Annotated in this window: 20 protein-coding genes and 1 pseudogene; 9 read left to right on the top strand and 12 right to left on the bottom strand. The window is 71.1% G+C overall.

The window, feature by feature from the left end; genetic code table 11:
* Window positions 1-357: 357 nt before the first annotated feature.
* A complete protein-coding gene (locus ACFRIC_RS04630; protein WP_382779306.1) occupies window positions 358-768 on the bottom strand; it encodes a hypothetical protein in 411 nt (136 codons plus the stop codon).
* 384 nt (window positions 769-1,152) lie between these two features.
* Between ACFRIC_RS04630 and ACFRIC_RS04625 the strand changes: the two genes are divergently transcribed.
* Window positions 1,153-2,427, top strand: a complete 1,275-nt coding sequence (locus ACFRIC_RS04625; protein WP_382779303.1) for a hypothetical protein — start codon at window positions 1,153-1,155, stop codon at window positions 2,425-2,427.
* Between the two features lie 549 nt (window positions 2,428-2,976).
* Here ACFRIC_RS04625 and ACFRIC_RS04620 read toward each other — a convergent pair.
* Window positions 2,977-5,448 (bottom strand): caspase domain-containing protein, encoded by a 2,472-nt coding sequence (locus ACFRIC_RS04620; protein ID WP_382779300.1) that lies wholly within the window; start codon window positions 5,446-5,448, stop codon window positions 2,977-2,979.
* The gene (locus tag ACFRIC_RS04615; protein WP_382779297.1) at window positions 5,445-5,858 is read right to left on the bottom strand and encodes a hypothetical protein; all 414 of its coding nucleotides are present in this window, start codon (window positions 5,856-5,858) and stop codon (window positions 5,445-5,447) included. Before ACFRIC_RS04615 ends, ACFRIC_RS04620 begins: the two co-directional genes overlap by 4 nt.
* 334 nt (window positions 5,859-6,192) lie before the next feature.
* Between ACFRIC_RS04615 and ACFRIC_RS04610 the strand changes: the two are divergent.
* Window positions 6,193-6,318 (top strand): annotated as a pseudogene (locus tag ACFRIC_RS04610) (IS5/IS1182 family transposase); the annotation flags it as partial.
* Here ACFRIC_RS04610 and ACFRIC_RS04605 read toward each other — a convergent pair.
* Together ACFRIC_RS04605 and ACFRIC_RS04600 are read right to left on the bottom strand one after the other, a co-directional pair.
* The gene (locus ACFRIC_RS04605; RefSeq protein WP_382779294.1) at window positions 6,319-6,624 is read right to left on the bottom strand and encodes a barstar family protein; all 306 of its coding nucleotides are present in this window, start codon (window positions 6,622-6,624) and stop codon (window positions 6,319-6,321) included. It abuts the pseudogene before it with no gap.
* A gap of 823 nt (window positions 6,625-7,447) precedes the next feature.
* Window positions 7,448-8,218, bottom strand: coding sequence for a cobalt-precorrin-6A reductase (locus ACFRIC_RS04600; RefSeq protein WP_382779291.1), 771 nt, complete (start codon window positions 8,216-8,218; stop codon window positions 7,448-7,450).
* A 257-nt stretch (window positions 8,219-8,475) separates the two neighbouring features.
* Here ACFRIC_RS04600 and ACFRIC_RS04595 point away from each other — a divergent pair, with 257 nt between their 5' ends.
* Window positions 8,476-8,691, top strand: coding sequence for a dodecin (locus ACFRIC_RS04595; protein ID WP_103547697.1), 216 nt, complete (start codon window positions 8,476-8,478; stop codon window positions 8,689-8,691).
* Window positions 8,692-8,992: 301 nt separating this feature from the next.
* Here the strand turns inward: ACFRIC_RS04595 and ACFRIC_RS04590 are convergent, their stop codons facing one another.
* A complete protein-coding gene (locus ACFRIC_RS04590) occupies window positions 8,993-9,484 on the bottom strand; it encodes a hypothetical protein (protein WP_382779287.1) in 492 nt (163 codons plus the stop codon).
* A gap of 396 nt (window positions 9,485-9,880) precedes the next feature.
* On the opposite strand from ACFRIC_RS04590, the gene ACFRIC_RS04585 reads away from it, so the two are divergent.
* Window positions 9,881-11,242: a jacalin-like lectin gene (locus ACFRIC_RS04585; RefSeq protein WP_382779285.1), complete on the top strand. Its 1,362-nt coding sequence runs from the start codon at window positions 9,881-9,883 to the stop codon at window positions 11,240-11,242.
* A 160-nt stretch (window positions 11,243-11,402) separates the two neighbouring features.
* Here ACFRIC_RS04585 and ACFRIC_RS04580 read toward each other — a convergent pair whose 3' ends face one another.
* Window positions 11,403-11,954 carry an RNA polymerase sigma factor gene (locus tag ACFRIC_RS04580; protein ID WP_382779283.1) on the bottom strand — a complete coding sequence of 184 codons (552 nt, stop codon included), beginning with the start codon at window positions 11,952-11,954 and terminating at the stop codon, window positions 11,403-11,405.
* Between the two features lie 46 nt (window positions 11,955-12,000).
* Here ACFRIC_RS04580 and ACFRIC_RS04575 point away from each other — a divergent pair, with 46 nt between their 5' ends.
* From ACFRIC_RS04575 to ACFRIC_RS04565, 3 genes are all read left to right on the top strand, one after another.
* Entirely contained in the window at window positions 12,001-13,422 is a 1,422-nt protein-coding gene (locus tag ACFRIC_RS04575) for a serine/threonine-protein kinase (RefSeq protein ID WP_382779280.1), read from the top strand.
* 143 nt (window positions 13,423-13,565) lie between these two features.
* Window positions 13,566-14,324 (top strand): DUF4232 domain-containing protein, encoded by a 759-nt coding sequence (locus ACFRIC_RS04570; protein WP_382779277.1) that lies wholly within the window; start codon window positions 13,566-13,568, stop codon window positions 14,322-14,324.
* A gap of 224 nt (window positions 14,325-14,548) precedes the next feature.
* Window positions 14,549-15,850 carry a hypothetical protein gene (locus tag ACFRIC_RS04565; RefSeq protein WP_382779275.1) on the top strand — a complete coding sequence of 434 codons (1,302 nt, stop codon included), beginning with the start codon at window positions 14,549-14,551 and terminating at the stop codon, window positions 15,848-15,850.
* A 52-nt stretch (window positions 15,851-15,902) separates the two neighbouring features.
* Here ACFRIC_RS04565 and ACFRIC_RS04560 read toward each other — a convergent pair whose 3' ends face one another.
* The 3 genes from ACFRIC_RS04560 to ACFRIC_RS04550 all read right to left on the bottom strand — a co-directional run bounded on the left by ACFRIC_RS04560 (window position 15,903) and on the right by ACFRIC_RS04550 (window position 20,636).
* The gene (locus ACFRIC_RS04560; protein WP_382779272.1) at window positions 15,903-18,209 is read right to left on the bottom strand and encodes a ricin-type beta-trefoil lectin domain protein; all 2,307 of its coding nucleotides are present in this window, start codon (window positions 18,207-18,209) and stop codon (window positions 15,903-15,905) included.
* A gap of 600 nt (window positions 18,210-18,809) precedes the next feature.
* On the bottom strand, window positions 18,810-19,778 hold the full coding sequence (locus ACFRIC_RS04555) for an aldo/keto reductase (protein ID WP_382779269.1): 969 nt from the start codon (window positions 19,776-19,778) through the stop codon (window positions 18,810-18,812).
* An 84-nt stretch (window positions 19,779-19,862) separates the two neighbouring features.
* On the bottom strand, window positions 19,863-20,636 hold the full coding sequence (locus ACFRIC_RS04550) for a nuclear transport factor 2 family protein (RefSeq protein ID WP_382779266.1): 774 nt from the start codon (window positions 20,634-20,636) through the stop codon (window positions 19,863-19,865).
* A 216-nt stretch (window positions 20,637-20,852) separates the two neighbouring features.
* Between ACFRIC_RS04550 and ACFRIC_RS04545 the strand changes: the two genes are divergently transcribed.
* Both ACFRIC_RS04545 and ACFRIC_RS04540 read left to right on the top strand, forming a co-directional pair.
* Window positions 20,853-21,353, top strand: a complete 501-nt coding sequence (locus ACFRIC_RS04545; protein ID WP_382779263.1) for a methylated-DNA--[protein]-cysteine S-methyltransferase — start codon at window positions 20,853-20,855, stop codon at window positions 21,351-21,353.
* A gap of 143 nt (window positions 21,354-21,496) precedes the next feature.
* Complete coding sequence (locus ACFRIC_RS04540; RefSeq protein WP_382779261.1) at window positions 21,497-23,851, top strand: ABC transporter; 2,355 nt, start codon at window positions 21,497-21,499, stop codon at window positions 23,849-23,851.
* A gap of 148 nt (window positions 23,852-23,999) precedes the next feature.
* Here the strand turns inward: ACFRIC_RS04540 and ACFRIC_RS04535 are convergent, their stop codons facing one another.
* Both ACFRIC_RS04535 and ACFRIC_RS04530 read right to left on the bottom strand, forming a co-directional pair.
* Entirely contained in the window at window positions 24,000-24,770 is a 771-nt protein-coding gene (locus ACFRIC_RS04535; RefSeq protein ID WP_382779257.1) for a lysophospholipid acyltransferase family protein, read from the bottom strand.
* Window positions 24,771-25,018: 248 nt separating this feature from the next.
* Window positions 25,019-25,789 (bottom strand): GNAT family N-acetyltransferase, encoded by a 771-nt coding sequence (locus tag ACFRIC_RS04530; protein WP_382779253.1) that lies wholly within the window; start codon window positions 25,787-25,789, stop codon window positions 25,019-25,021.
* Between the last annotated feature and the right edge of the window lie 162 nt (window positions 25,790-25,951).

Raw genomic sequence — 25,951 nt, 5'->3', positions numbered from 1 at the left:
AGGCACCCACCATCCGATACCCGCAACTGGATCCCGCCTGGAACTTCGACTCCTCGGACTCAGACGCAAGGCCAGCTGGGCGTGAGGCTCGACCGGGCCTCGTGCGAGCACGGGAAATGGAGATGCCGCCTCCTGGCCTGCGAAGGCAGGATCGCTCCATGTCGCAAGCAAAGCGGCAGCGACGATCCAGGCAGGGATCGGGCCCGGCGCACGCCGACATGACGATGGCGAAGGGCTCGCCGCTCACGGAGTCCTCGATGTTCCCCGAACCTGGCGGCACCGAACCTCAGTAGGTGCCCAGCGGTGGGTATGACGACGCGGCTGGCGGACTGTGGCTGAGGGTTGGCCAGTGCCGCGTCAGGCAACGTTCGCCCTGTTGATGAACCACGCGAACACAGCCGCGGCGACGGGTAGGGCGACGACGTAGCCGATGAGGATGCCGACGTCTGAGTCAGCCGACGCGGGAAGGGCCCAGTTCGCCACTGCAGCCACAAGCACTGTCACGGTTGCCAGCGCAAGGACAGCGGCAACAACGGCGAGCCGTCGGGGCGGTCCCGCACGGTACAACTCAACCGCAGGCCAGAGCCCCAGCATGCTCGTGGTCAACATGCCGAGAGTGGGGTCGGGCAGCCACCCGAACAGCCACGCCACAAGGGTGGCGATCCCAAGGAAGGCGAGGCCGACGAGTTCCAGCAAGACGGTCTCCACCACCAGATCCCACGGACGTTGCCGTATCGAGTCGCTCCCGCTGTCCTTCTCGTCAGCCACGTCGGCACAGTACCCATCGAGAGGGCCAACGGCCCCTGATGCGGCACCAGTTCGTGCCCGCGCGCACCTCGTGCGCCAATCGCACGAACCGTCGGGATCCTCTCTGCGCGTGCGCCGCCTTGAGCTGCCGCAACTCCCATGCCTCCGCCTTGCCAGGCCTCGCTCTGGAGCCCGACCACGGCGTACGGCCGCTCATTCCTCGATCGGGTGCCGGCCAGATGCCTGCGGCGGATGGCCGCCGCGGTCGGCCACAAGGAGGTGATCCCGCGGCGGAGAAGGCACCGGATGTACAACCGTTCGAGATCGGCAAGGGTCTAGGGAACGAAGGACTGTTCCCCTGGAGGGCACCGTCCGTTTACCCGCGTCCCGACAGAGGATCTCTCCATGCCGATACCCCCACACAACCGTCGCGCCTCCGGTGCCGTTGTCGCCGCCCTCGGCGCTGCCGGCCTGATCGTGCTGGCCGTGGCTCCCGCGGCCTTCGGCGACGGAACCGCACCCGAACTGGTCGTCGGAGGCGTCGAGCCGATCCACGGGTTGAAACCGGGGGGCACCTTCGACCTGCCGGTCACCGTGGCGAACAAGGGCGTCGGGACCGCCGAGACGGTGTGGGTCTCCTACTCCGTCACCCGGGGGCTCGCCTTCGTGGACGTTCCCTCCAACTGCCGTGTACAGCACATCAGGTCCTATGACGAGATGCCCGAGAACTGGACCGCGACGTGCACGTTCGACCAGGCGGTGGGGCCGGGCGTCGTCTACACGCCCGAGAAACCTCTCCGGGTCACGGCACTGGACCGCGCGTTCCACGACAGGCTGCGCGTGCGTGTCGAGGAGGGCGGCGCCCCGATGGACGACGAGAACGGAGAACCGTCGGTGCCGGGGACCGCGCCGGCGGTGAAACTGGTCGAGCAACCGGCCGGGGGCGAGGGCTCCGCGAAACGTGTCAATGTGTCGGTCACCTCCGTCAACACGGCCGACTACCAGGTGACGGGCGCCGCGTTGAGGGGGCGGGTCGGTGACACGGTGACGATGAAGGTGGCGTTCGCCAACGCCGGGCCCGCCTGGGTCCTGGAAGGGGACGAAGGGGAGCAGGGCGTCCAGATCATGATCACGCCTCCCGCCGGGACCTCGGTCGTCAAGCGCGACTACTACTGCCACGCCGACGGCGGGAAGTATCGCTGCCCCGCGCACGTCGGTATGCACATGGCCGAGGACGCCCAAATGGGCTACACCTTCAAGCTGAAAATCGACAAGCGGATCGCGGGCGCCAAGGGCTCGATCGCGCTGAGCACCGGACCACGACCCTTCGACCACGACAAGGCCAACGACAAGGCCGACATCACGCTGGACGTCACGGGCGGGGGGTCGACCGGCTCGACGGGCGGCTCGACCAGTGGCGGCAACGGTTCGACGGGCGCCTCGACCGGCGGCTCCAACGGTTCGACGGGCGGCTCGACCGATGGCTCGGGCGGCTCGACCAATGGCTCGGCCGGCGGGTCGTCGTCGACCGGTGACAACGGAACGACGTCGAACGGCGGCAACCTCGCAGAGACCGGCTCCTCGACACTGCCGATCACGGGCGCGGCTGCCGCGGCACTGGTCGCGGGAGCGGGCACGCTCCTCATCGCGCGCCGCCGCCGAGCCCGGAACCAGAGCTGACAACCGTCCGACGCGAGCGGTGACACCTCAGGCGGTTCCCGGTTCCAAGCGGACTTGTTCGAGTCCGGGTGCACCTCTGCGACGCAGGCAGTCGCCGCGGAGGCCAGAAGCAGGCCTGCTTCAACGTATGACCGTTCAGAGGTGCACCGCCCTCGGCTGAGAAGCCGCCATCATGATCGCCTTCTGTCTCTCTCAGGTATTCTCAAGCATTCTCACTGCATTTACGTGGCCTCATCCAATCTGCAGGATTAGCAGGTCAAACGCCTCAAGTAAGGCCCAGGACCCGTCGCAATCTGCATGCGGGACCGCAGGCTCGGCCACGCAACAACAGCGAGATCTCACACTCCTTGAATGCCTTCAAGGCGTCTTTGAACTCGGACACCGCTGCGGCGCTCTTGCGGAGGCACTCAGGGTTCCTTAAGGCACCCATGTCGCTAATCGTGTCACGGGCCCGGAAGGTTGTTGCCCGAGTAGCAGCCAAGTCGCCGGAGCTCGCAGAACAGGCGGCGTAGTACGGCACCACCGTTGAGCAGAGGCGGCGCAGGGGGGTCACTTCTTCTTCGGAGCCGTCTGACGAAGCTGTGTCATACGGGTGTGGCGGCGGCCGGCGTAGCGGACTATGGCCTGGTCAAGGTCCTCCGGTGAGTCATCGATTCGGTAGTGCTCCAGGGTGAGGATGCGCAGCCCGCCGTGTCGAAGGCGGAAGGGGAGCCACCACGCCTTTGGCAGGGCGGCCCTGTGGCGTGGATACAGCACGAGGGCGTGCTCCTTGGGATCGGAGCGGGCCACGATTCCGATGCGTTCCACGTCCCGCCACCGAATGTGCAGTTGGAGAATGCCGAACGCTTTGAAGTTCAGCCCGGATGGGCCTATGTGAAGGTGTATGTGGTGTGTGCCGGTGAGGAAGTAGGCAAGGAAGCCGAAGAAAAAGAGGGGAAACCATAAGTTGTTGAGGGCGGCGACCTCGTCGGAAATCTGTGGGAGGTCGGCCAGTGCTGTAGTGATCATGACGGGGGTCCAGAGCACCAGCCCCATGAGGGCGGACACCTGCAACGGTTGACGGCCGACGAACGTGGACCCGGTCCTGGGAGGCGCCGGGACCCTGGCAGACGTCCGCAGCCAAGCCTGGCCGGGCAGGGCGAGCTGATCCTTGTCGGCGAACCGCGCGAGCGCGGTCTCCAGGAGCCGCCGATCATGCGTTACCTCCGGCAGCAGACACAGAGTCAGGGCACCCGGCACCAGTTTCGGCAGCCACCTATTCGTACGGTCGACCCTCTCCTCGATGCGCCCAATGGGCCGGATCACAAGCAGCCCCAGGTGGCGAACGCCACGGGGCCAGGTCACAACGCCACGGGGCCAGGCCACCACGGCTATCCGCTCGATCTCCGACCAGGCGTACGCGATCTCCAGTGTGCCCCGGGTCAGGGTCAGCCCGGCCGCGCCGACCGTCAGCCGTACCGGTCGCACGAAACGCGAAATGGCGAACCAGGCCGTGCCGAAGGACAGCGCGCACAGGACCAGAGGCGTCAGCGCCGAAAAGAACTCCGCAGGCCGCATGACCTCACGGAGCGGAATGGTGATGTACCCCATGGCTGTGCCGAGCACTGCCACGACAGCGAGGAAGCGGCGGTCGGCAGTGAAGACAGGCTCCGTGGTGGCAGCCCGCCGTACGGCGAAGTCTGGGTTGGGGGTCCACGCTGCACCGGCATACGTGGCAAGGGCGCTCTCGACGGCTTCCGGCGTCTTCCTGATCCTGCGCAGGTCCGCAAATCGGAGAGTGCCCTCCGCATCTTCCTGGTGGGGCCCGGGGGTGCTCCTGCCCGCCATCTGCGGAAGGACTGCAGGCATGGGGCGGACCATGAGGTCGTATCGACGGCCACGTAACCATCTCTGGGGTCTTTGCCGTATCCAGCATCGGCTGATCCCATGCCACGGGTAGGAGAAGTGCTTGGAGTCCCCGTACTGCAGTTCGATGCCGTCCGGGCTCAGCACCAGTGAATAGCCAGCCGGGTTCCGCCTTCCGAGGAATTGGAGCAGGGTCACAAAGGCCACGCACATAAGGGCTGCAGCCACATGGCTCGGCTTGGCCAGGTCAAACGAATCGCCTTCGAGCGACGGCAGTTCGCTTATGCCTACCAACAGGCCGAGAGAGACCGGTAGCGCGATGCCCCAATTGCGGATGTGGTGGAAGGTGCGGCTGGGTTTGAAGCGGATCTCGCCGCTCGGGGGGCGATCGCCGGACGCCTCCTCCGCCGGACCCTCTCCCGTCACCGCCCCGACCGGCAGGATCCTCGCCCTGTTGCGTACCACCCCCAGCCGCGCGTGCCCGTCGGAGCTCTGCTGGCGTGGTTCCGGGTAGCCGCGACTGCGCAGAGACTTGGTCAGTGGGTCGTAGAGGGTACTGAGCGTCAACAGCTCGGGGCTGCCTGGCAAGCCGTCACGGAGGAGGCGGATGAACTCTCCGGTGAAGGCGGTGTAGCGCTCGCCAACGGGGGCATAGGAGGGTGCGTTCGCGGAGGACGTGAGGATGTAGGTGCCTCGGATGGTCAGGGCGTCGGTCGGCTCGGTCCGGCCCATGAGCGTGTCCAGGACGCGGCCGCTGTTGCAGCAGTCGAGGATCAGGATCTTGTTGGGGCAGGGTGATTCCTCGAGGATCTCCCGGATTGCGTCGAACGGGATGGCCGTCCAGCGCAGATCGCTCTCATCCGTGCCGGTCAGCGCGAGGTGCAGGATCAGGTTGTCGTTAAGGACGCCATGGCCGGAGAAGTAGACGAGCAGGGTGTCGGTGGCTGTCATGGCGGCCTCGCGGATCGTGGCGCAGACCGAGCGCGGATCCGGGGCGTCCTGCACGACCGTGCAGCGTCGGCTCGGGAAGCCGCCGAAGGCGTCGGACGTCAGCAGTTCCTGCAGGACCTCCAGGTTGTTGCGTACGGCGAGGAGGTCCGGCAGGTCACTGTCGTAGCGGGAGGTGCCGATGAGGACCGCGCGGGAACCCCGGGGGTCCGGAAGTCGGAGGGTCACGGCTGACGGTGGTCGCGCAGTGCGGCGTCGAGAAGAGTCCGGGCGTCGTCGGCGGAGTCAGCGGTGACCTTCACACTGCGACCATCGGGCAGCGTGAGTTCCGCTGTAGCCGCCGCCCGCCGCGCCTTGAGCAGCGCCGGGAGCGAGCGCACGAGGGCGCTGACGGCGCCGCTGCTGCCGATGGCGATGGCCAGCAATTCGACGCCGGACCCCATCTGCCCCTCCTCGGGAGCTCTGGGTACCGGACGCACCCGGCCACGCAGTTCAGGCTCGGCAGCCAGTCCTCGACGCAGGAGGAACAGGTCGTCGGCGGTGGAGGGGGCATTGCCCGCCTGGTCGGTGACGCTGTCTGTGAGCAGTCTCAGCACTACGTCCAGCATCTCGTCCCCCGACCGTTGTGTCTCGATCACATACAGGACAGTGTGCAGCACGAGAGGCGAACTGGCCCAGTCCTGTACGGGAGTGATGACCCATCATCAGCACTGTCGAGCCCGTCCCGCTGTGCGACCTGGTGACTCCCAGGCACTCAACGAGCCTGCCCGATCAGGTCCGCGACGGAACAGGCGTTCCAGCACCTCCCGGCGGGCTCTCACGCAGTGGGTGGAGCGGAAAGGCGCGTGCCGGCCCCTGCCGTGCGGCCACGGTGAGCCGATCGCGATCGACGGCGAGACGGAGCCGGTGATCCTAATGCTGGGGTGATGGAATTCGAACGTCGCGCAAGATGCTGCAAACAGCACGATCACCGACCGGTGCATCAACCGCTTGAAGCAATGGCGTGGTCTGGCAATGCGCACAGAGAAACTGGCCCTCGCCTACGAGGCGGCTCTGCACCTGGCGTCCATCCTGATCTCGTCCCGCTCAACGCCGTGATCAGAGCAGCTCGTGCACCACCAGTCGCGACTGCGTTCCCGAAAAAGCACTTCGCAGCGCTCGAGCCTCATGATTCCGGGCGGCGAAGACTCCTCGCTTGTCCACGTGCACGACCAGGACGTCGTAGCTGTCGATGACCTCGGAGATGCCCCGCGTCTGGATGCTGTCCCGCCAGGCTTCCGTGTTCCTGCCGAACCAATCCGGCAGTCCACACGGCTCAGTCACAGCGTCCCAAAAGTCTTCGAGCGTCTCAATCAGCCTCCCCCGCAGGTCTACCACCAGCTCCGACGCAATCCTCTTGGCCATCACGACAGAGTAATCGGCCCTCTGACAAGGTCTCGGGCGCTCCAAAGCGACAGGGCCTAGGCGCGCACCAGCAAGTCGCCGATCGCTGCATATCGTCTGTCGCCGCCGGCGCCGTGGCCCGGTATGTTCGAATCGCTTCCCGAGGCTTTGCGTCCGCTTTCACAAGCGCCGCATTCCAGGGCCACAACGCTGTTCCTCGGGTCACCGTCTGTCTGTGGCGAGAGCACGCGGACTCCGCGTAGAGGTGCGGCGACGTCGATCCCGGATGATGCCGAGGATGACGCCGATGGCGCTCTGTGGTTGTTCGGGGCTCCTTGCAGGACGCCAGGCCGAGGCCTATCTGAAGTTTTGCCGAGGCGCACTCCGAAGTGGAACCGCCCGTGGGGGCGATCCGGCACGTGTATGAACTCAATCCGGTGACACAGGAGGTCGTCTCAGCCCTGAACCAGGACCTTCGGCTTCGGGATCCGGGTGAGGACATCGCCCAGATCGGGTAGCTGTAGGTGTCGGCTTCGGTGACCGCTCCGCCGGATCCCGTCAGCCAACGACCTGCTGTTCGATGCGGGCGCGGGTGGGGGCCGAGTGGTAGAAGTCGGTGCTGGTTTCGATGAAGTTGCAGCCAAAGGGCGCACGCCGATCGCGCCGCAGGGCGGTGCTGTCTCGTAGTGCGCGAGGACAGGCCCGAGGATGCAGCAAATATCTCAATGCTTCGACTACTCCAACAGCCAGCGAGCTCCCACTCCGCGGTCCGAACTCGGGTTCAGGACGGTGATCTTAGCGATCCCCGGCGTTGGCGGGTCAGCCGGTCGCAGGCGCTTCGGCCTCAGCCGATGTCCGGGAACGCGCCCAAGTGGATCCCGTCGTCGAGCCAGGCGGCGGCTGCCTCCGGGGTTGCCACGATCGGGACCCCGGACGGCACCGGGGGTCTGCGGATCACGACCACCGGCAGGCCCGCCTCCCGGGCCGCTGCCAGTTTCGGGGCGGTGGCCTCGCCTCCGCTGTCCTTCGTCACCAGCACGTCGATGGCGTGACGCCGGAGCAGATCCCGTTCTCCCTGGAGCGTGAACGGGCCTCGGTCCAGCAGCACCTCCATGCGGGGCGGGGCCGAGGCCTGCGGGGCGTCCACGGAACGTACGAGGAACCACAGGTCCTCCAGCGACGCGAAGGCCGCCAGGCCCAGTCGGCCCGTCGTCAGGAACACCCTGCGGCCCAGCGAGGGCAGGAGTCCGGCGGCCTCTTCCAATGAACCGGCCTCGTGCCAGTCGTCCCCCTCGACCGCGACCCAGCCGGGGCGCCTCAGCGCGAGCAGGGGAACGCCCGTGGCGGCCGCGGCCCACGCCGCGTTGGAGCTCATCGTTCCGGCGAAGGGGTGCGTGGCGTCCACCACCGCGTCCACCGCGTGCTCACCCAGCCAGCGCGCCAGGCCTTCCGCACCGCCGAAGCCGCCCACCCGCACCTCGCCGGGCGGCATCCGGGGCGCGCCCACCCGTCCGGCCAGCGAGCTCGTCACCCTGAGGTCCGGCCGCGTCCCCGTCGTCAGGTTCTCGGCAAGGCGACGGGCCTCGGTCGTACCACCAAGGATCAGTACGTGCACGATGTCCGGTTCCTTCCGAAGAGCGCGGCACAGCCGCTGCGCAGTGCGGCACGGGCGGTGCGGCCCGGCCGTCGCCGCGCCTCACTCAAACACACCGGCCTCACCCGGACGCGTCCGCTGGGCTCAGAACCCATCCGGACCCGTCTCCGACCACCCCACGTCACCCGCCGCACCCCCGCCGTCTCGCGGAGCGCCACCCGGTGGGGCACCGTGGAATCACGCCTGGCACTCGCGCCACGGCGGAGAGGAGCAGCCGCATGTCCGAGCACACCTACCGGGTCACCGAGATCGTCGGGACCTCGCACGAAGGCGTCGACCAGGCCATTCGCAACGGGGTCACCCGGGCCTCGCAGACCCTGCGCAACCTCGACTGGTTCGAGGTCACCCAGGTCAGGGGGCAGATCGAGAACGGGCGGATCGAGCACTACCAGGTCGGTCTGAAGCTCGGTTTCCGGCTGGAGGACGCCGACTGACCCGACCCGCGCCGCACGGGTCCACCCCGCTCAAGGGATACCCCTCCTCAGGCCTACTCCGCCCGCGGGGGGTCTCCTCAGAGCTGCTCCGCCTGTCGGAGAACCCCTCAGGCACGCCCGCCTGCCGGGAAACCCGGGGGAGCCCTCAGTTCCCCGCTTGCCGGGAAACCCCTCAGGCGTCCCCGCCCGCGGGGGAGCCCTCAGTTCCCCGCCCGCCGGGGATTCCGCGGGCCCCGCCCGCCGGGGATTCCGCAGGCCCCGCCCGTCGGACTCCCTCATGCCCCCGTCGACCAGGGATCCCTCAGGTCCGCCCCTCCCGCTCCTGCGCGTCCTTCAGTGCCGCCGACGCGGCCGCCCACCGTGCCCGTACGACCGTGAAGCCGGCCCGCTCCGCCTCCTCGCACACGAATTCGTCGTCGTCGACGAGGACGCGGATCTCCCGGTCGCGGGCCAGCCGGCGAAGGATCTCCAGCTTGGTGCGGCGGGCGGGCCTGCGGTCGTCGTTGCGCCGCATCCAGATGCGCCCCTCGGGGAGGCCGTGCTCGGCCAGCCATTCCACCGTCGCCCGCCGGCATCGCTCGGGGCGGCCGGTCAGATAGACCACCTCGCACTCCCGCGCGCTGCTCAGCGCGAGCGCGACGCCCTCCGCGAGCGGCGGGTCCTCGGGCGCCGCCGCGAAGAACGCGTCCCAGTCCCGCGGCGAGCGCTCCAGGAACCGCTGCCGGTGCGCGGTGTCCGCGAGCGTGCCGTCCAGGTCGAACACGGCGAGGGGTCTGCTGGTCTGTTCCTTCACACGGACCAGCCTAGACAGCGGCTCCGACAACGGCCGCGCCGCAACCCTCCGCCCAGGGGCCGCGAAGAAGCGTGAACACGCTCAACTTCCGTCCCTCCAGGCCCTGTTCACATCACCGGTGGGCCCCTACGGTAATCCCCGAACAGCCCGTCGTACGCCATTCGGTATCTCGAACGGTAGGCAAATTGTGGGCCGAACAGGGGTGTCGGTCAGCGGAGGGACATCCTCGCCATCGCCGCTCCTTCACCGAGGAGACCGGACGGACCACCCGGACCGTCACCTCCGGCACGCAAACTCTGTGCTGCGCATCGATCCGATCTCCACCGCCACCGACAAGGCCGACGCCCCCTTCTCGGTCGGTTCTTGACGTCCCTTCGTCCCCTGGAGACACCCGCGATGTCACCCCCGATGTCCCCTCTCCGCAGACTTCTCGCCGGTGCGGCGGCGGCAGCCGCCGCGCTCGGCGGGCTCACCGCGGCCGCGTCCCCCGCGACGGCCGCCGACTCCGGCACTTTCAGCGTGCTCAGCTACAACGTCGCCGGGCTGCCCGAAGGCATCTCCAGCGCGCCGACACCCCGCCAGAGCGCGACCACGGCGATCGGCGGACTCATCGCCCCCTACGACATCGTCCATGTCGAGGAGGACTTCAACTATCACGCGGCCCTGTACGCGGCGGACACGGCGCACGCCTACCGCACCCCGACCAGTGGCGGCGCCGGCATCGGCAGCGGCCTCAACACCCTCTCGAAGATCTCGTACGACACCGACGACTTCGAGCGGGTCGGCTGGAACTCCTGCCAGCTCGACTCCGGTGACTGCCTCACCCCCAAGGGCTTCACGTTCATGCGCGAACGCCTCGCCGACGGCGTGTACGTCGACTTCTACAACGTGCACACGAACGCGGGCACCAGTACCGGCGACCTCGCCTCCCGAGCCGACAACCTCGCCCAGCTCACCGCGCTCATCAGCAGCCGTTCCGCGGGCAACGCCGTCGTCGTCATGGGCGACACGAACACCCGGTACACCCGCTCCGGCGACACCATCGCGGAGTTCGCCGCCGCCAACGGACTGTCGGACGCCTGGGTCCAACTCGTCCGCGGCGGATCCGCGCCGGCCAAGGGAAGCGACGCCCTCGTCTGCGACCAGAGCGGCACCACCGTGCCCGACACCTGCGAGGTCGTCGACAAGATCCTCTACCGCGGCAGCAAGTCGGTCACGCTCGACGCGACGAGCTACCACAACGAGCACACTCGCTTCCTGACCTCCGACGGCCTGATGCTCTCCGACCACGACCCGATCACCGCGTCGTTCACCTGGTCCCGCAGCAGTGCCTTCCAGCTCAGCGACCAGTTCGGCGGGCCGCACGGCACCTACTTCAACGACATCGTCCGGGTGCCGGCCGGGGCCCGCGCGTCCGTGGTGTCCATCGGCAGCGGCTCACGGGTCGACCGGCTGGGGCTGACCCTGAGCGACGGCACCACGTTCACGCACGGCGGCACGGGTGGCACCGCCTCCTCGCTGACGCTCGGCAGCGGCGAGTACGTCACCTCCGCGCAGCTCTGCCAAGGCGTGAAGGACAGTCATACCCGCATCTTCTACGCGAAGTTCACCACGAACCTCGGGAGAACGCTGTCCGGAGGTACGACGACGTCGGACTGCGTGACCCGCACCGCGCCGAGCGGGCGGCAGATCGCCGGCTTCCACGGCCGCGCGGGGGACGAGGTCGACAAGATCGGCTTCATCTACACCCAGCGCTGACCGGGCACACCGGCGGTGACCGGGCACGCCGGCGGTGACCGGGCACGCCGGCGGTGACCGGGCACGCCGGCGCTGCCCGGCCACCCGACGCCGACCGCGCCGGCCGCACCGCAAGCACCCGAACCGTTCCCGCCGGGTCCCCGGACCCGGCGGGAAGCGGTCAGGACGCGTCCGACAACCACGGCCTGACCCTCTTACGGGCCTCGTGCAGACGGGACTTGAGGGTGCCGAGCGGAACACCGACGCGCTCGGCGGCCTCCGCGTACTCGAGCCGGCAGATGTCCCGGTAGACCAACGGCTCGACCAGATGCGGGTGTTCACGCTCCAGCCGCTCAAGGGCCTCCAGCAGGTCGATCCGGGAACCCGCGATGACGCTCGTCGTCCGCGGATCGACGTACCGCGCGGCGTCGATGACCTCGGGCCGCTCGGCGGCCCGCCGCCTCAGCTCGCGGTACTTCTGCCGGGCGCAGTTGGCGACCACCATGTACAGCCAGGTGCTGAACCGGCTGCGGCCCTCGAACGCCGTTATCCCGCGCGCGACTTGGAGGAGGACGTCCTGGGCCGCCTCCTCGGCGTCCTCACGGCAGGGGAGAAAGCGTCCGCACCGGCGGACGACCTCGGGCCGGACCTGCCGCAGCAGGACGTCGAGTGCCGCCCGGTCCCCGGCCGCCGCCCGCCGCGCGAGTTCCTCGGTCTCCGCCGCGTCGCCCACCTGACGCTCCCCTCGATGCCGGCCGAAGGCCAGGCATGATAGTCGTATGCACTCGCTGGAGCGGATCGGCCGTTACCGCCTCGAACGGCGCCTGGGAGCCGGCGGTTTCGGCGTGGTCTGGCTCGCCCACGACGACGTCCTCGACGCCGCCGTCGCGGTCAAGGTGCTCACCGAGAACTGGGTCGACCGCCTCGACATCCGCGAACGCTTCCTCTCCGAGGCCCGGTTGCTGCGCAAGGCCGACTCCAGCCGGGTCGTCCAGGTCTACGACATCGGTGAACTCCCCGACGGACGACCCTACTTCGTCATGGAGTACGCCGACGGCGGCACCCTCGCCGACCGGATCGAGGCCGGACCGCTGCCCGTCGCCGAGGCACTGCGTCTGACGGCGCTGGCGGCGCGGGCCGCCGCCGCCCTGCACACGGCAGGGATCGTGCACCGCGACATCAAGCCGTCCAACGTGCTGCTGCGCGCGACACCCGGCGGGCCCGACCGGGTGCTGCTGGCCGACCTCGGCCTCGCCAAGAGTCTGGCCCAGGCCTCCGGACTCACCATCGCGGCGGGCTCGGCCGGCTACGCCCCGCCCGAACAGGCCCAGGCGGGATACGGGATCGACGCGCGGGCCGACGTGTACAGCCTGGGCGCCCTCGGCCACCACCTCGTCACCGGTTCGGTTCCGGGCCCGCCGGGCAGGTCCGAACGCCCCGACCGGCTCCGTACGGACGTCGGTCCGGGCGTCGGACGGGCGCTGCTGCGCGCCATGGAACCCGACCGGGAGCGGCGCTGGCCGAGCGCCGAGGCCTTCGCGGCGGAGCTCGAACGGCTGGCCGGGGAGGCCACGGACGAAACCGTCCCCGCGTCCCGGCAGAAACGGCCGCCCCGGCGGAACCAGCGGTCCGGGCGGCCCCGGCGCACCGCGATCCTCGCGTCGGCCGGCGTCGCCGTGGCCTGCGCCCTCGGCGTCACCGCCGTCCTGCTGACGGACGGACCCGGCGCGAGGACCCTCACGGTCGAGGACGGCACGGGACGGATCGCGGTGGAGGTACCGGCCTCGTGGGGCGGGCAGGTGCGCGACTCCGGGTGGAATCCGCGGTCGCTGGGACTCCAGGACGGTACGGAACCCGGCCTGGTCGTCGCGAACCGCCTGACACGCTGGCCGGACCTCCGCGCCCGGGTCGACGGGGTCTTCGTCGGACTCGCGGGACACGGCGACGTGACCGGCGCGGTCCGGGCCGTCACGCACCCGGGATGCCACTACGCCGGAAGCCACGCCTATGCCGGCGGACGCTGGCACGGGCTGATACGGACCTGGGACGGCTGTCCCGGCCCGGACGGCCGCCACACCGAGGCCGCGCTGACCGCGACGGGGACCGGCACCCGGCCTCAGGTGTACGTCCAGATCCGCCAGGAGAGCGGCGCCGACGACACGGCCGACGGTGTCATCGGCTCCGTACGCCTCGAAGCGTGATCCTGGGCGGGCGGTCCCGCCCGAACCCGTCCACGATCCCGCGAACTTTTCGGCCCCCGGGCGCATCCAAGAGGAATGACGGGGCGCGACGCGCCTCGCGCATGTGCGACGAGCTCGTACGGAGATTCGCAAGGAGTGGTGACATGTCGACCTTCCCGGACACGGCGGCGGACACGGACCGGACCGGCACGGGGTCCGCGCACCGCGCGGCACCCGGGGCCCGGCGGGCCGCGCTGCTCGCGGGTGTCGCCCTGCTGAGTGTGCTGACCGCCTGCGGCAGCGGCACCCCGCAGAGTTCGCCGAAGACGCTGCCCGGCACGGCCGGACCGGCCTCCGGCGGCGGCACGAGCACCGATGCGAGCACGGACCCGACGGCGGGTTCCACCAAGTCGGCAGGCCCGGCGTCGAGCGCCCCGTCGCCGAAGACCGGGTCCGGGACGGGGAGCGGGTCCGCTTCGGCCTCCGCCGGGAGCGCCGCGGGCGGCGGGCGCTGCCACACCTCGGAACTGCGCGCCTCCGTCGGCCGCAACGACCCCGGAGCGGGCCAGGAGAACTTCCCGATCGTCCTGACGAACACGTCCAAGCGCGTCTGCACCGTGCGCGGTTACCCCGGCGCGGCCTTCGTCGACGCGTCCGGCAAGCAGCTCGGACCCGATCCGCGGCGGTCCTCCGGCACGCCCACGACCGTCGCGCTCACGCCCGGCCACAGCGCCTGGTCCGGACTGACCTTCTCCAACCCGGAGATCAGCGGGGCGGACACGGCGACTCCCGCCTCCCTGATCGTCACGCCGCCGGACGAACGGGACTCGCTCACCGTGGCGTGGACCCAGGGCAAGGTGCCCGTGTCGGGCAACGCGTCGTCGGTCTCCCTGACGGTCGTCCGCCCGGGGAGCGCCCCCTGACCGTGCGCCCGGCCGTCGCCGCACCGGACAGGGGCGCCCCTTGGCCCGCCAACCGCCCCTCGGGCAGCGGGATTTGTCACAGAACGGCAACGTGTCCCGCTTCCCGCGACCCTTTCCGGAATTTCACGCATCCCACCGTTTGACGCACCCCGTGAAAGGCGCGTCGTTCTGACGAAGGCGCCGGCCCCGGACCCGGGCCGGTGCCAAGAACATCGGGGGATGAGATGAGCGGTGTCTCACGCAGGCGACTGCTGGCCGCGACGGCGTCGGCGGGCGCGCTGGGCGCCCTGTCGGCCTGCTCGGCGAAGGACTGGTCCGTGGGAGGCGGGGGCGACGCCCCGGCGCGGCTGCGGCCGGTCCGGTTGATCGGCGACGGGTCGACGGCCGACACCGGCGCCCAGCCGGGGCAGCCGAAGGCGAAGCGGCTGAAGCCCGGTGAACGGCCCCCTCAGTTCGTCGTCTTCTCCTGGGACGGCGCGGGCGAGCTGAGCAACAAGCTGTTCTCCCGGTTCCGCAAGGTCGCGGCCGACCACGGGGCGTCGATGACGTTCTTCCTCAGCGGCATCTACACGCTGCCGGAGTCGAAGAAGCACCTCTACCACCCGCCGCAGCACCCCGTGGGCGCCTCCGCCATCGGATATCTCTCCGACCGGCACATCCACGCGACCCTCCAGCAGATACGCGCGGCCTGGCTGGAGGGGCACGAGATCGGTACCCACTTCAACGGTCACTTCTGCGGTGCGGACGGGGTCCGCCGCTGGTCGCCGGCCGAGTGGCGCAGCGAGATAGCGCAGGCCAAGAAGTTCGTCACCGAGTGGCGGACCAACACCGGCTTCACCGACCTGGAACCGCTCCCGTTCGACTACGAGAAGGAGCTGACCGGCGGCCGCACCCCCTGTCTGGAAGGTCAGGCGAATCTGCTGCCGACCGCCGCCGCTCTGGGCTGGAAGTACGACGCCAGTTCGCCCGGCGGACTCCAGATGTGGCCCGCCAAGGTGCAGGGCGGCAAGATCTGGGACTTCCCGCTCCAGTCCATCCCGTTCCCCGGCCATTCCTTCCAGGTCCTGTCGATGGACTACAACCTGATGGCCAATCAGTCCGGTGCGAATCCGCTCGGCGACCGTACCCGGTACGACGCCTGGCGCGTCCAGGCCCGCGACAGCTACCTCGCCGGCTTCCGCCGCGCCTACGAGGGCAACAGGGCCCCGCTCTTCATAGGCAACCACTTCGAGCGCTGGAACGGCGGCATCTACATGGACGCCGTCGAGGAGGCTCTCTCCCGGATGGCGGCCCACGACGACGTCCGCATGGTCTCCTTCCGTCAGCTCGTCACCTGGCTGGAGGCCCAGGACCCCGCGGTTCTGCGGAAGTTGCGCACGCTCGGCCCGGGTCAGTCGCCGCTCGGCGGCTGGGACGAGTTCCTGGGCACGGCGGGGGCGAAGGGTTCAGCGAGCACAGCGGATACAACTGGCCAGGCGGGCACGGCCGGTTCGGCGACCGGCTCTGCCGGCGCCGCGGCGTCCTGACGGCCTCGCGGTCCCGCGGTCACGCGCCCCACGGCCGCCGGTGTCCGTCGCGTCACCGGCGGCTTCCCTGGCCTCCTCCGCCGAACGATCCGTAGCCGCCGGACCCGGAGCCCGTACCGTAACCGCCGTCCCGGCGGGACCCGTTGAGGCCGTCTCCCGGGCAGGAGGCGGACACCGAGGCGCAGGAGCCGTCGGACGGCTCGGCGGACGGCGTGGCGTGGCCGGGGGGCGCGGTCGTGGCGGTGGGCGTCCGGGTGCCGGCGGTCGCCGTGGCGGACGCGGTCGGCTTCCCTGTGGTGGAGCCCTTGGCGTCGCCGTCCGTGGAGTCCCAGTTGACGACCTCCAGTTGGAGCGAGGGCGACGAGGGGTCGAAGGTCCAGTGCTGGATCGGCTCGTCCTCGCGGAGTTTGAGGACGAGCGCCGACTCCCCCTCGGCCGAGGCCGGGACGAGGGCCAGATCCGGGTTCCAGCGCGGCACGAGCAGGCCCTGGAGGGTGAGCTCGTAGCGGACGTTCTTCGCCCCCGGCCGCGACGCGTCCGTACAGGGGGCCAGTTGGACGGAGTAGCCGAGGTGCGAGTCCAGGCACAGGCCGGGGTGGGCCGCGTCGCGCAGCAGCCCGTCGGTCCCGTACGACCATTCCGTCGCCGACTCCGAGGAGCACGGGATGAGCCGGGCCTCGGCACCGATCGCCGGTGTCGTCCCGGCGAAGCCGACGCAGCGGCCGGACGCGACGTTGCGCAGCCGCCCGCGCATCGTGCCGTCCTTCTTCTCGCCGGTCCGGGCCCACGACGGGTCGGTGCTGCGGCTCGGCGCGTCGGCGGAGCGGCCGCCGTCGGCCGTGTCGTGTCGGCCGTCGGCATCGTTGTCGGACATCCACAGGACCAGCGGGACCATGATCAGCGCGCCGAGCGTGAGCACGGCGACGGCGACATTGCGGCGGCCCGGAGCGCGCCGGGCCGCCTTGCGCCCGGCAACCCTGCGGGAGGCACGGGTTCCGGTGCCTCCAACGGAGCCGGAGCTGCCGGATTCGGTACCCGCCTCGGAGCGGAAACTGCCGGATTCGGTCCCTGCCACGGAGCCGGAGATCCCGGCTTCGGCGCCTCCGGCCGAGCCGGTGGCGCGCGTCCCGGCGCCTCCCGCGGAACGCGAGGAGCGGGTCCCGGCACCGGACCGGGACGCGCCCCGACGGCGGGAGGGCCGGTCGTCCCGACGCCTGAAGGACCGCTCCTCCGGACGGCCAAAGGACTGCTCGTCCTGGCGGAGAGGCCGGTCGTCCCCCAGGGGCGCGGAGACACCCGGTCCGGACGGCGCGGAGGCACCCGGTCCGGACGGCGCGGCAGGCCCCGGCACGGCCGCTTCGGGGCCCAGGGGCGCATTGCCGGTGACCCAGCCGACGTCCGACCCGGTGGGCGGCGGAAAGCCCTGGGTGCGTACGCCGTCGGCGTCGGGCAGGAACTCGACGATGCCGGCGGTCCCGGTGGCCGGACCGCCGTCGGCGCCCGGCACTCCCCCGGCGCGGACCGCGCCTCCGTCAGCCGGGTCACCGTAGGGCTCCTGGGCCGCGTCCGCGGCCGCGGCGGCCCGCGCCCGCCGGGAGGCCGCATAGGCGTGCGCGCCCCACCCGAGCACCGCCTCGGCGAGCGGGACGGCGAGTTCCCCGTTGAACCGGCTCAACTGGTCGGCCGCGTAACGGCAGTGGCCGCACGCGTCCATGTGGCCGCGCAGGTCGGGATCGAGGACCGTACCGCCGCGTCGGAAGGAGGCGTCGAGCATGCGGTGGTAGCGGCGGCACTCCTGGCTGGGGGCGAGTTCGTGGTGGATCTCCAGACAGCCCTGGCGCAGGCGCTCCCTGGCCCGCTCCAGCTCGGTGACCGCGTCCTCAGGGAAGATCCCCAACAGGGCCGCGGGGACCTCCGGTTGTTCGGCCTCCACCTCCCCGTGCCACAGCAGGCAGCGGGCCGGCTCGGGCAGGCGCTGGAACGCCCGGGAGATCAGCCGCCGGTTCTCCGGGGGAAGCAGCCGTGCCGCCGCCCGGTCCGCGCCGTCCGTCTCGGCCAGGAGCCCGGGATCGAGCAGTTCGCGCCGCGCGTCCATCAGCCACTCGGCGGCTATGCGGCGGACGGTGACGAGCAGGTGGGGGCGCCAGGCGGCGCTCGGTCCGCCCTGGTGCAGCGAATCCCCGAACAGACGCGTGAATGAGGCGGTCGTGAGCATTCCTGCGGGACGTACACCGCCGGTGCACAGCCGCGCGTAAGAGAACACCGCCTCCCAGTGGCGGTCCAGGAGTTCTCCGACCGGATAGTTCGCGGTCGCGCCACCCTGCCTCTTCAGCTCGGCCGCGAGCCGTTCATCCGACACCTCGAACACACGGTCGGGGTCAGACGAATGAGGCAGCGTTCCGTCATTCACGTCCGCTTTCCTTCCAAAGGCAGCGCGGTAAATAGTCCATACCAATGGGTATGTAGACCGCCCGTCGGAACCGGAGGGCCTGCCCATGGGGGCCGGCGTCGCGAACGACCACCTCCGGCGGCCCTTCCGGGCGAGAGGGAGCGGGCGCGCCGCATGCGTGCAGAACGAAGTCAATATTGTCTGCACGCCGACAACGCCCACCTTTGCACAGGGCGGCGAGCCGGAACAAGCGATCCCGGATTTTCTCCTAATACGGCCCGGCCGGGAATATTGACCAAATGTCAGCCGGGCCGCTCCAAAAGAAATTCGGAAACCCCGGGGGGTCTCCCTTCCGTCCGAAGTCTCCGCAATGGGAGCGCTCTCACGCGCTCATCCGAGCGTCATTCCGCACGTAATTCCTGGTCAGCCGGAGCCGGCTGTCGACGGGCACGAGGCACGCCCGGCGACAGCCGCCCGACCGCGTACACCCGACACACACGCCCAGCGACAGCCACACGACCGTGTATGCCCGACACACACGCCCGGCGACGGCCGGCCCTTCCGTGTGTGTCAGTGACCGCTGATCGCCCGGGGCGTGTACGGCTGTTCCAGCTCCTCGGTCTCCTTCTCCGAGAGCTCCACGTCGAGCGAGGCGACCGCGTCCTCGATGTGCGCCGCCCTGGTGGCGCCGACGATGGGCGCGGTCACGGTGTCGCGCCCCAGCAGCCAGGCGAGCGCGATCCTGGCGCGCGGCACCCCGCGCTCGGCGGCGATGCGCGCGACCGCGCCGGCGATCTCGCGGTCACCGTCCTGGTACAGGTTCCGGCCGAACGCGTCGGCCCGGCTGCGTTCGGTGACCGCGTCCCAGTCACGGGTGAGCCGCCCGCGGGCGAGCGGGCTCCACGGCAGGACGCCGACCCCCTGGTCGGCGCAGAGCGGCAGCATCTCGCGCTCCTCCTCGCGGTAGAGGAGGTTGTAGTGGTTCTGCATGGAGACGAAGCGGGTCCAGCCGTGCAGCGTGGCCGTGTACTGGGCCTTGGAGAACTCCCACGCGTACATCGAACTCGCCCCGAGATAGCGGACCTTGCCCGCCTTGACCACGTCGTGCAGCGCCTCCATCGTCTCCTCGACGGGGGTGTGACGGTCGAAGCGGTGGATCTGGTAGAGGTCGATGTAGTCGGTGCCCAGGCGGCGCAGACTGTTGTCGATCTCCGTCATGATCGCCTTGCGGGACAGGCCACGGCCGTTGGGGCCCTCGTGCATCGCGCCGTTGACCTTGCTGGCGACGACGATCTCGTCGCGGCGCGCGAACTCGCCGAGCGCCCGTCCGACGATCTCCTCACTGGTGCCGTCCGAGTACACGTTGGCCGTGTCGAAGAAGGTGATCCCGGACTCCAGGGCCTGCCGGATCAGGGGGCGCGAGGCCTCCTCGTCGAGGGTCCACGCGTGGACGCCCCGGTCGGGCAGACCGAAACTCATGCAGCCAAGGCAGATCCGGGAGACGTCCAGACCCGTCGATCCGAGTTTCACGTACCGCATGCTCACTCCTGCTCTCGGTGCCGGTGGGGGTGGGGCGGGGAGATCCGAGGACAGAACCCTGCCCGCGCCACGGGCCCGGCAGCCCTACTCCACCGGTGCTTCCACGTCGTCGTACACCCGCGCCGACGCGATCAGGCCATCGGTCCCGCGGGCGCAGACCGCGAGGCCCGGCTGCGGGGGCAGCTCGGTGCCGCCCCAGCGGTCGACGACGTACTCGAACGCGCTGCGCTCGCCGTCCTCGGTGACGGTGCACAGCGTGAGCGGAATGCCGCCGCCTGCGGAGAAGAGGATGTCGTGGAGCTCGGTCAGCTCCCCGGTCCCCGTGCACCGGTCCGTGTCGGCGGACGGCCCCCGGAAGGTCCCGTCCGGAGCGAAGGCGGCGACGGCGGCCGCGGTGTCCCCCGCGCCGAGGGCGGCCAGATAGCCGTCCACCACGCCGGAGGTGCGGGCCGAGGGGTCGGGCGGCACCATCGGACGGCGCACGGCGTGCCGGCCGAGCAGCGGCAGGCGGGAGTGGTGGATCCGCACCGGGAGCGCGGAGGCGAGGTCGACCGCGGCGGCCACGGGCAGCCCGACGCGCTCACCCTCCACACCCTCCAGGTGGACGACCCACTCCCCCACGGCCCGCCCCTCGCCGAAGGTGGTGGCGACCTCCTCGATCTCCGCCTTCCGTTCCGCCCTCCAGGTGTCCTGCACGGCGAGCCAGGCCGCCAGGACGGCGACGCCGCTGATCCGGCCGGCCTCCGGGTCGTCCAGGGCGACGGGTACGGTGGCCGTCGCCGGGTCGCGCAGGGCGTCGGCGAGCTCGGTGGCGCCGAGCCGGCCGACGAGGTCGGGGATCTGCGGGATCCAGACCATCAGGACTCCTGGGGCGTGCGGAGTGGTCGACTTCGATCGTGTGCCCGCACCGGCCCCGGCGCGACCCCAGCGGGCCGCCCGGCACCGCCGAACACGCCCGCACGGCGGCGAGCGGCCACCGGCTCAGCGCCGTGTCCGAATCCCGCCGGACGGAAGCCGGCGCAGGGCTCACTGTTGAGGGTGAACACGCTGCGAGAACTCGGAAAGGACCGACCGATGACGGTCTACACGACCATGGACAGCCCGCTCGGCCGACTGCTGCTGGTGGGTGAGGAGTCGGCCACCGCCAAGGGCGGTACGGCGCTGGCCGCGCTGTCCGTGCCGGACCAGAAGCGCGGCGCGGTCGTCCAGGAGGGCTGGCACGAGGACCCGGAGGCGTTCCGGGAGATCGTCTCCCAGCTCGGTTCGTACTTCGACGGCCGGCTCACCGCCTTCGACATCGAGTACGTGACGAGCGGCAGCGACTTCCAGCGGCGCGTCTGGAAGGCCCTGGAGACCATCCCGTACGGCACCACGGTCAGCTACGGGGAGGTCGCCGCGCGGATCGGGGCGTCCAGGGCGGCGGTCCGCGCCGTCGGTACGGCGATCGGCGCCAACCCGCTGCTGATCGTCCGCCCCTGCCACCGCGTGATCGGCGCGACCGGGGCGCTCACCGGATACGCCGGAGGCCTGGAACGCAAGCGGCAGCTCCTCGACCTGGAGAACGAGCCGTCCTGACCGGCGGGGACGCCCCCGGGTAGCGGGACCGGGCGCGGCCTAGAATCGTGGGGTTTGCCCCCTTGCCCCCTGCCCCCTGCCCCGCCGACGGCCGGGCCGCGGCCCACGGACCGCGGTACGGGCCGCCCCCAGGAGTCCCGCCGATGCCCAGCCCCGACGGCCGCCCCCTCGACTCGTACGTCCGCGTCCGCGGCGCCCGGGAGCACAATCTGCGCGGTGTCGACGTCGACATCCCGCGGGACGTCCTCGTGGTGTTCACCGGGGTGTCGGGGTCCGGGAAGTCCTCGCTGGCCTTCGGCACGATCTACGCGGAGGCGCAACGGCGGTACTTCGAGTCGGTCGCCCCGTACGCGCGGCGGCTGATCCATCAGGTGGGGGCGCCCAAGGTCGGGGAGATCACCGGGCTGCCGCCCGCGGTGTCGCTTCAGCAGCGCAGGTCGGCTCCCACCTCGCGCTCCTCCGTGGGCACGGTCACCAATCTGTCCAACTCACTGCGGATGCTGTTCTCGCGCGCGGGACGGTATCCGGCGGGCGCCGAACGGCTCGACTCCGACGCGTTCTCCCCGAACACGGCCGCCGGAGCCTGCCCCGAGTGCCACGGCCTCGGCCAAGTCCACCGTACGACGGAGGAGTTGCTGGTCCCCGATCCGGAGCTGTCGATCCGCGAGGGCGCGATCGCCGCCTGGCCGGGAGCCTGGCAGGGCAAGAACCTGCGGGACATCCTCGACACGCTCGGCCACGACGTGGACCGGCCCTGGCGTGAACTGCCCGCCGAGGAGCGGGAGTGGATCCTGTTCACGGAGGAGCAGCCGGTGGTCACCGTGCATCCGGTTCGCGAGGCCGAGCGGATCCAACGCCCCTACCAGGGCACGTACATGAGCGCCCGGCGCTATGTCATGAAGACCTTCTCCGACACGAAGAGCGCCACCCTGCGGGCCAAGGCCGAGCGATTCCTCACCGCCGCCCCCTGCCCGGTGTGCGGCGGCAGCAGGCTGCGGCCCGAGGCACTGGCCGTGACGTTCGCGGGGCGGAACATCGCCGAGCTGGCCGCGCTGCCGCTCGTCGAACTGGCGAAGTCCCTCAAGGGCGACTCCGAGACCGCGCGCGTCCTGACCGAGGACCTCGCCTCCCGCATCGCGCCGGTCGTGGAGCTCGGACTCGGCTACCTCAGCCTCGACCGGGCCACCCCCACCCTCTCCGCGGGCGAACTCCAACGGCTGCGGCTGGCGACGCAGTTGCGTTCCGGGCTGTTCGGTGTGGTGTACGTCCTCGACGAGCCGTCCGCGGGGCTGCACCCGGCGGACACGGAGGCCCTGCTCACCGTGCTGGAGCGGCTGAAGGCGGCGGGCAACTCGGTGTTCGTGGTCGAGCACCACTTCGACGTCGTGCGCGGCGCGGACTGGCTGGTCGACGTGGGACCGCTGGCCGGGGAGCACGGCGGGCGGGTCCTGCACAGCGGGCCGGTCGCCGCGCTGGAGGATGTGCCGGAGTCCGCGACGGCACGCTTCCTGTTCGACCGCTCCCCGGCACCGGCGCGCCCGGCGCGCACCCCTCGGGGGCAGGTGTCGGTCGGCCCGGTGACCCGGCACAACCTGCGCGGGGTCACCGCCGAGTTCCCGCTCGGTGTCTTCACCGCGGTCACCGGGGTCTCCGGCTCCGGCAAGTCCACGCTGATCGGCGAGTTGACCGAGGACCTGGCGGGCGTCGGACGGCTGGTCGGTGTCGACCAGAGACCCATCGGCCGAACCCCCCGCTCCAATCTCGCCACCTACACGGGGCTGTTCGACGTCGTGCGCAAGGTGTTCGCGGGGACGGAGGAGGCCGGGGCGCGCGGCTACGGTGTGGGGCGGTTCTCCTTCAACGTGGCCGGGGGGCGCTGCGAGACCTGTCAGGGCGAGGGCTTCGTGAGTGTGGAGCTGCTGTTCCTGCCCAGCACCTACGCCCCGTGCCCGGACTGCGGCGGCGCGCGCTACAACCCCGAGACCCTCGAAGTGACGTACCGGGGAAGGAACATCGCGCAGATCCTGGATCTCACGGTGGAGGCGGCGGCCCGGTTCTTCGCCGACACGGACACCCCGGCCGTCACGCGCAGCCTCGGCACCCTGCTGGACGTGGGCCTCGGCTATCTGCGGCTCGGCCAGCCGGCCACGGAGCTGTCGGGCGGCGAGGCCCAGCGCATCAAGCTGGCGAGCGAGTTGCAGCGGATCCGCCGGGGGCACACCTTCTATCTCCTGGACGAGCCGACGACGGGGCTGCATCCGGCCGATGTCGAGGTGCTGATGGGCCAGTTGCACGGGCTCGTGGACGCCGGTCACACCGTCGTGGTGGTGGAGCACGACATGACGGTGGTGGCGGGCGCCGACTGGGTGATCGACCTCGGGCCGGGCGGAGGTGACGAGGGAGGCCGGATCGTGGCCGCCGGACCACCCGCGCAGGTGGCGGCGGCGGACGGCCGGACGGCGCCCTACCTCGCCCGTGCCCTGAACGGACGCCGCTAGCCGATCCGACCCGGCCTCCTTCGGCCCCACCTGGGGCTCGGACGGCTCCGGCCCACTTTCGCCCCGCCCAGGGCGCTCGGACGGTTCGGACGGCTCCAGTGGCGGGGCCCCGGGGCTCAGGGCCCCGCCCCGGAACACGGACCGGCCCTCAGAGATGCGCTCCGGCGCCCGCGCCGGGGTCGCCTGCGAAGGTCTGTGCCGCCTCGGCCAGGGAGCGGCGGTCGGGGTGGCTGCCCGCGGGGAGCGGGGGAGACAGGTCCACCTCGGCCACCAGGCCGCGTGCCGACACCACCCGCCACAGGGAGGCGAGCAGCGAGTCCTCGCCGACGAACGCGGGCGCGGTGCTCGCCGTGCCGTCGGCGGAGCGGTACCGGATACGCACCGGCTGGACCGGTACACCGGCGTCCAGCGCGGCCTGGAAGAGGGCCCTGTGGTAGCGGCCCCGGGCCCGGCCGCACCAGGTGCTGCCCTCGGGGAACGCGGCGACGGCCGAGCCGCCGCGCAGGGTCTCGGCGACCCGGCCCACCGTGCCGGGCAGGGCGCGCAGCCGGTCGCGGTCGATGAAGAGCGTGCCGCCACGGGCGGCCAGCGCGCCCATCACGGGCCAGCCGCGCACCTCGGTCTTGGCGACCATCCGCGCCGGGCGGACGGCGGCGAGCAGCGGGATGTCCAGCCACGAGACATGGTTGGCGACGATCAGCACGCCGCCGGTGGGCCGGGCCGCTCCGGTGATCCGTGTCCGGACCCCGGCCGTGTGCACCACGGCCAGGCACCAGCGGCGGATCCACCTCTGGCGGGGCCGCTCCCGCAGCAGTCCGGCCGCCGGGATCAGGGCGATCCCGAGGACGACGACGGCCACCAGCGCGGCCAGCCGCAGGACGGCGCGGGGCGCGCCCCACCAGGGCCGTGCGGACTCCACGCAGCCGCGCGGCGAGCAGGGAGCGGTGGGCAGCCAGGCACTGGCCCCCCGAACGGGGCCGGCGGCGGGCCGCCGGCCCCGCGCGGGCACGGGACCGGCCGCCGGCGGCCTCGCCACGGGGAGCGGACCGGCGGCGGGTCGCCGAGGCGCGGGGATGGCTTCGGAGAGCACGGTCGCCGACCGCCCTCCGGCGAACCGGGGGCGGCGGACGGCGGGGAGGCGCGGCGCTCCGGTGCGGGGCGTGCTCATCAGGCGGGGACGAGCGAGAGGAAGTGCCGCAGATAGCGCGGGTTGACCCGGCGCATCGACAGCAGCACGTACATGTCGGCGACCCCGAAGTCCGTGTCGTGCGCGGGCTCGCCGCACACCCAGGCGCCGAGGCGCAGATAGCCGCGCAGCAGCGGGGGCAGTTCGGTGCGGGCGGGCCGGGCGATGTCCTCGGGGCTCCAGGGCAGCAGGGGGCGGACACGGAACTCCTCGGGGGACAGGTGCTTGGCCGCGACCCGGTCCCAGGTGCCCGCGGCGAGGGTGCCGCCGTCGGCGAGGGGTATCGAGCAGCAGCCCGCGAGCCATTCGTGGCCGCCGTCGACCATGTAGCGGGCGATCCCGGCCCAGATCAGTCCGATGACGGCGCCGTCGCGGTGGTCGGGGTGGACGCAGGAGCGGCCGACCTCGACCAGTCCGGGGCGAATTCCGGCCAGCGGACCGAGGTCGAACTCGCTCTCGGAGTAGAGCCGTCCGGCGACCGCGGCGCGCTCGGGCGGCAGCAGCCGGTAGGTGCCGACGACCTGCCCCGATTCGGTGTCGCGGACCAGCAGGTGGTCGCAGTAGGCGTCGAAGGCATCGATGTCGAGGCCCGGCTGCGGGGTGTTCAGGAGGGCGCCCATCTCCCCGGCGAAGACGTCGTGGCGGAGCCGTTGCGCTGCCCGGACATCGGCCTCGTCGCGGGCCAGGGTGACGGTGTAGCGGGTGGGAGCGACGGGCTCGGTCGGGCTGTCGAGGGTGGATACGCCGGTCATGGCACTCTCCTGGTCACGGGCCGGTTCGGCGGAGGGGATACCCCTTGCTCCAAGGGAGTCGAGAGCTCGGGGGAGGCAGGCCGGATCCGAACGGTCTGCGCGCTCCTGTTCTTCCGACGCCGGTTGGCGCCTGCGTGACCAGTGCCAGGAGGGCGGATGTGG

It is taken from the genome of Streptomyces sp. NPDC056738 (genome assembly GCF_042790435.1).
In the GTDB taxonomy this organism is placed as follows: domain Bacteria; phylum Actinomycetota; class Actinomycetes; order Streptomycetales; family Streptomycetaceae; genus Streptomyces.
The sequence above is the reverse complement of the archived record's forward strand: the minus strand, read 5'-3'. Positions and strand labels throughout refer to the sequence as shown.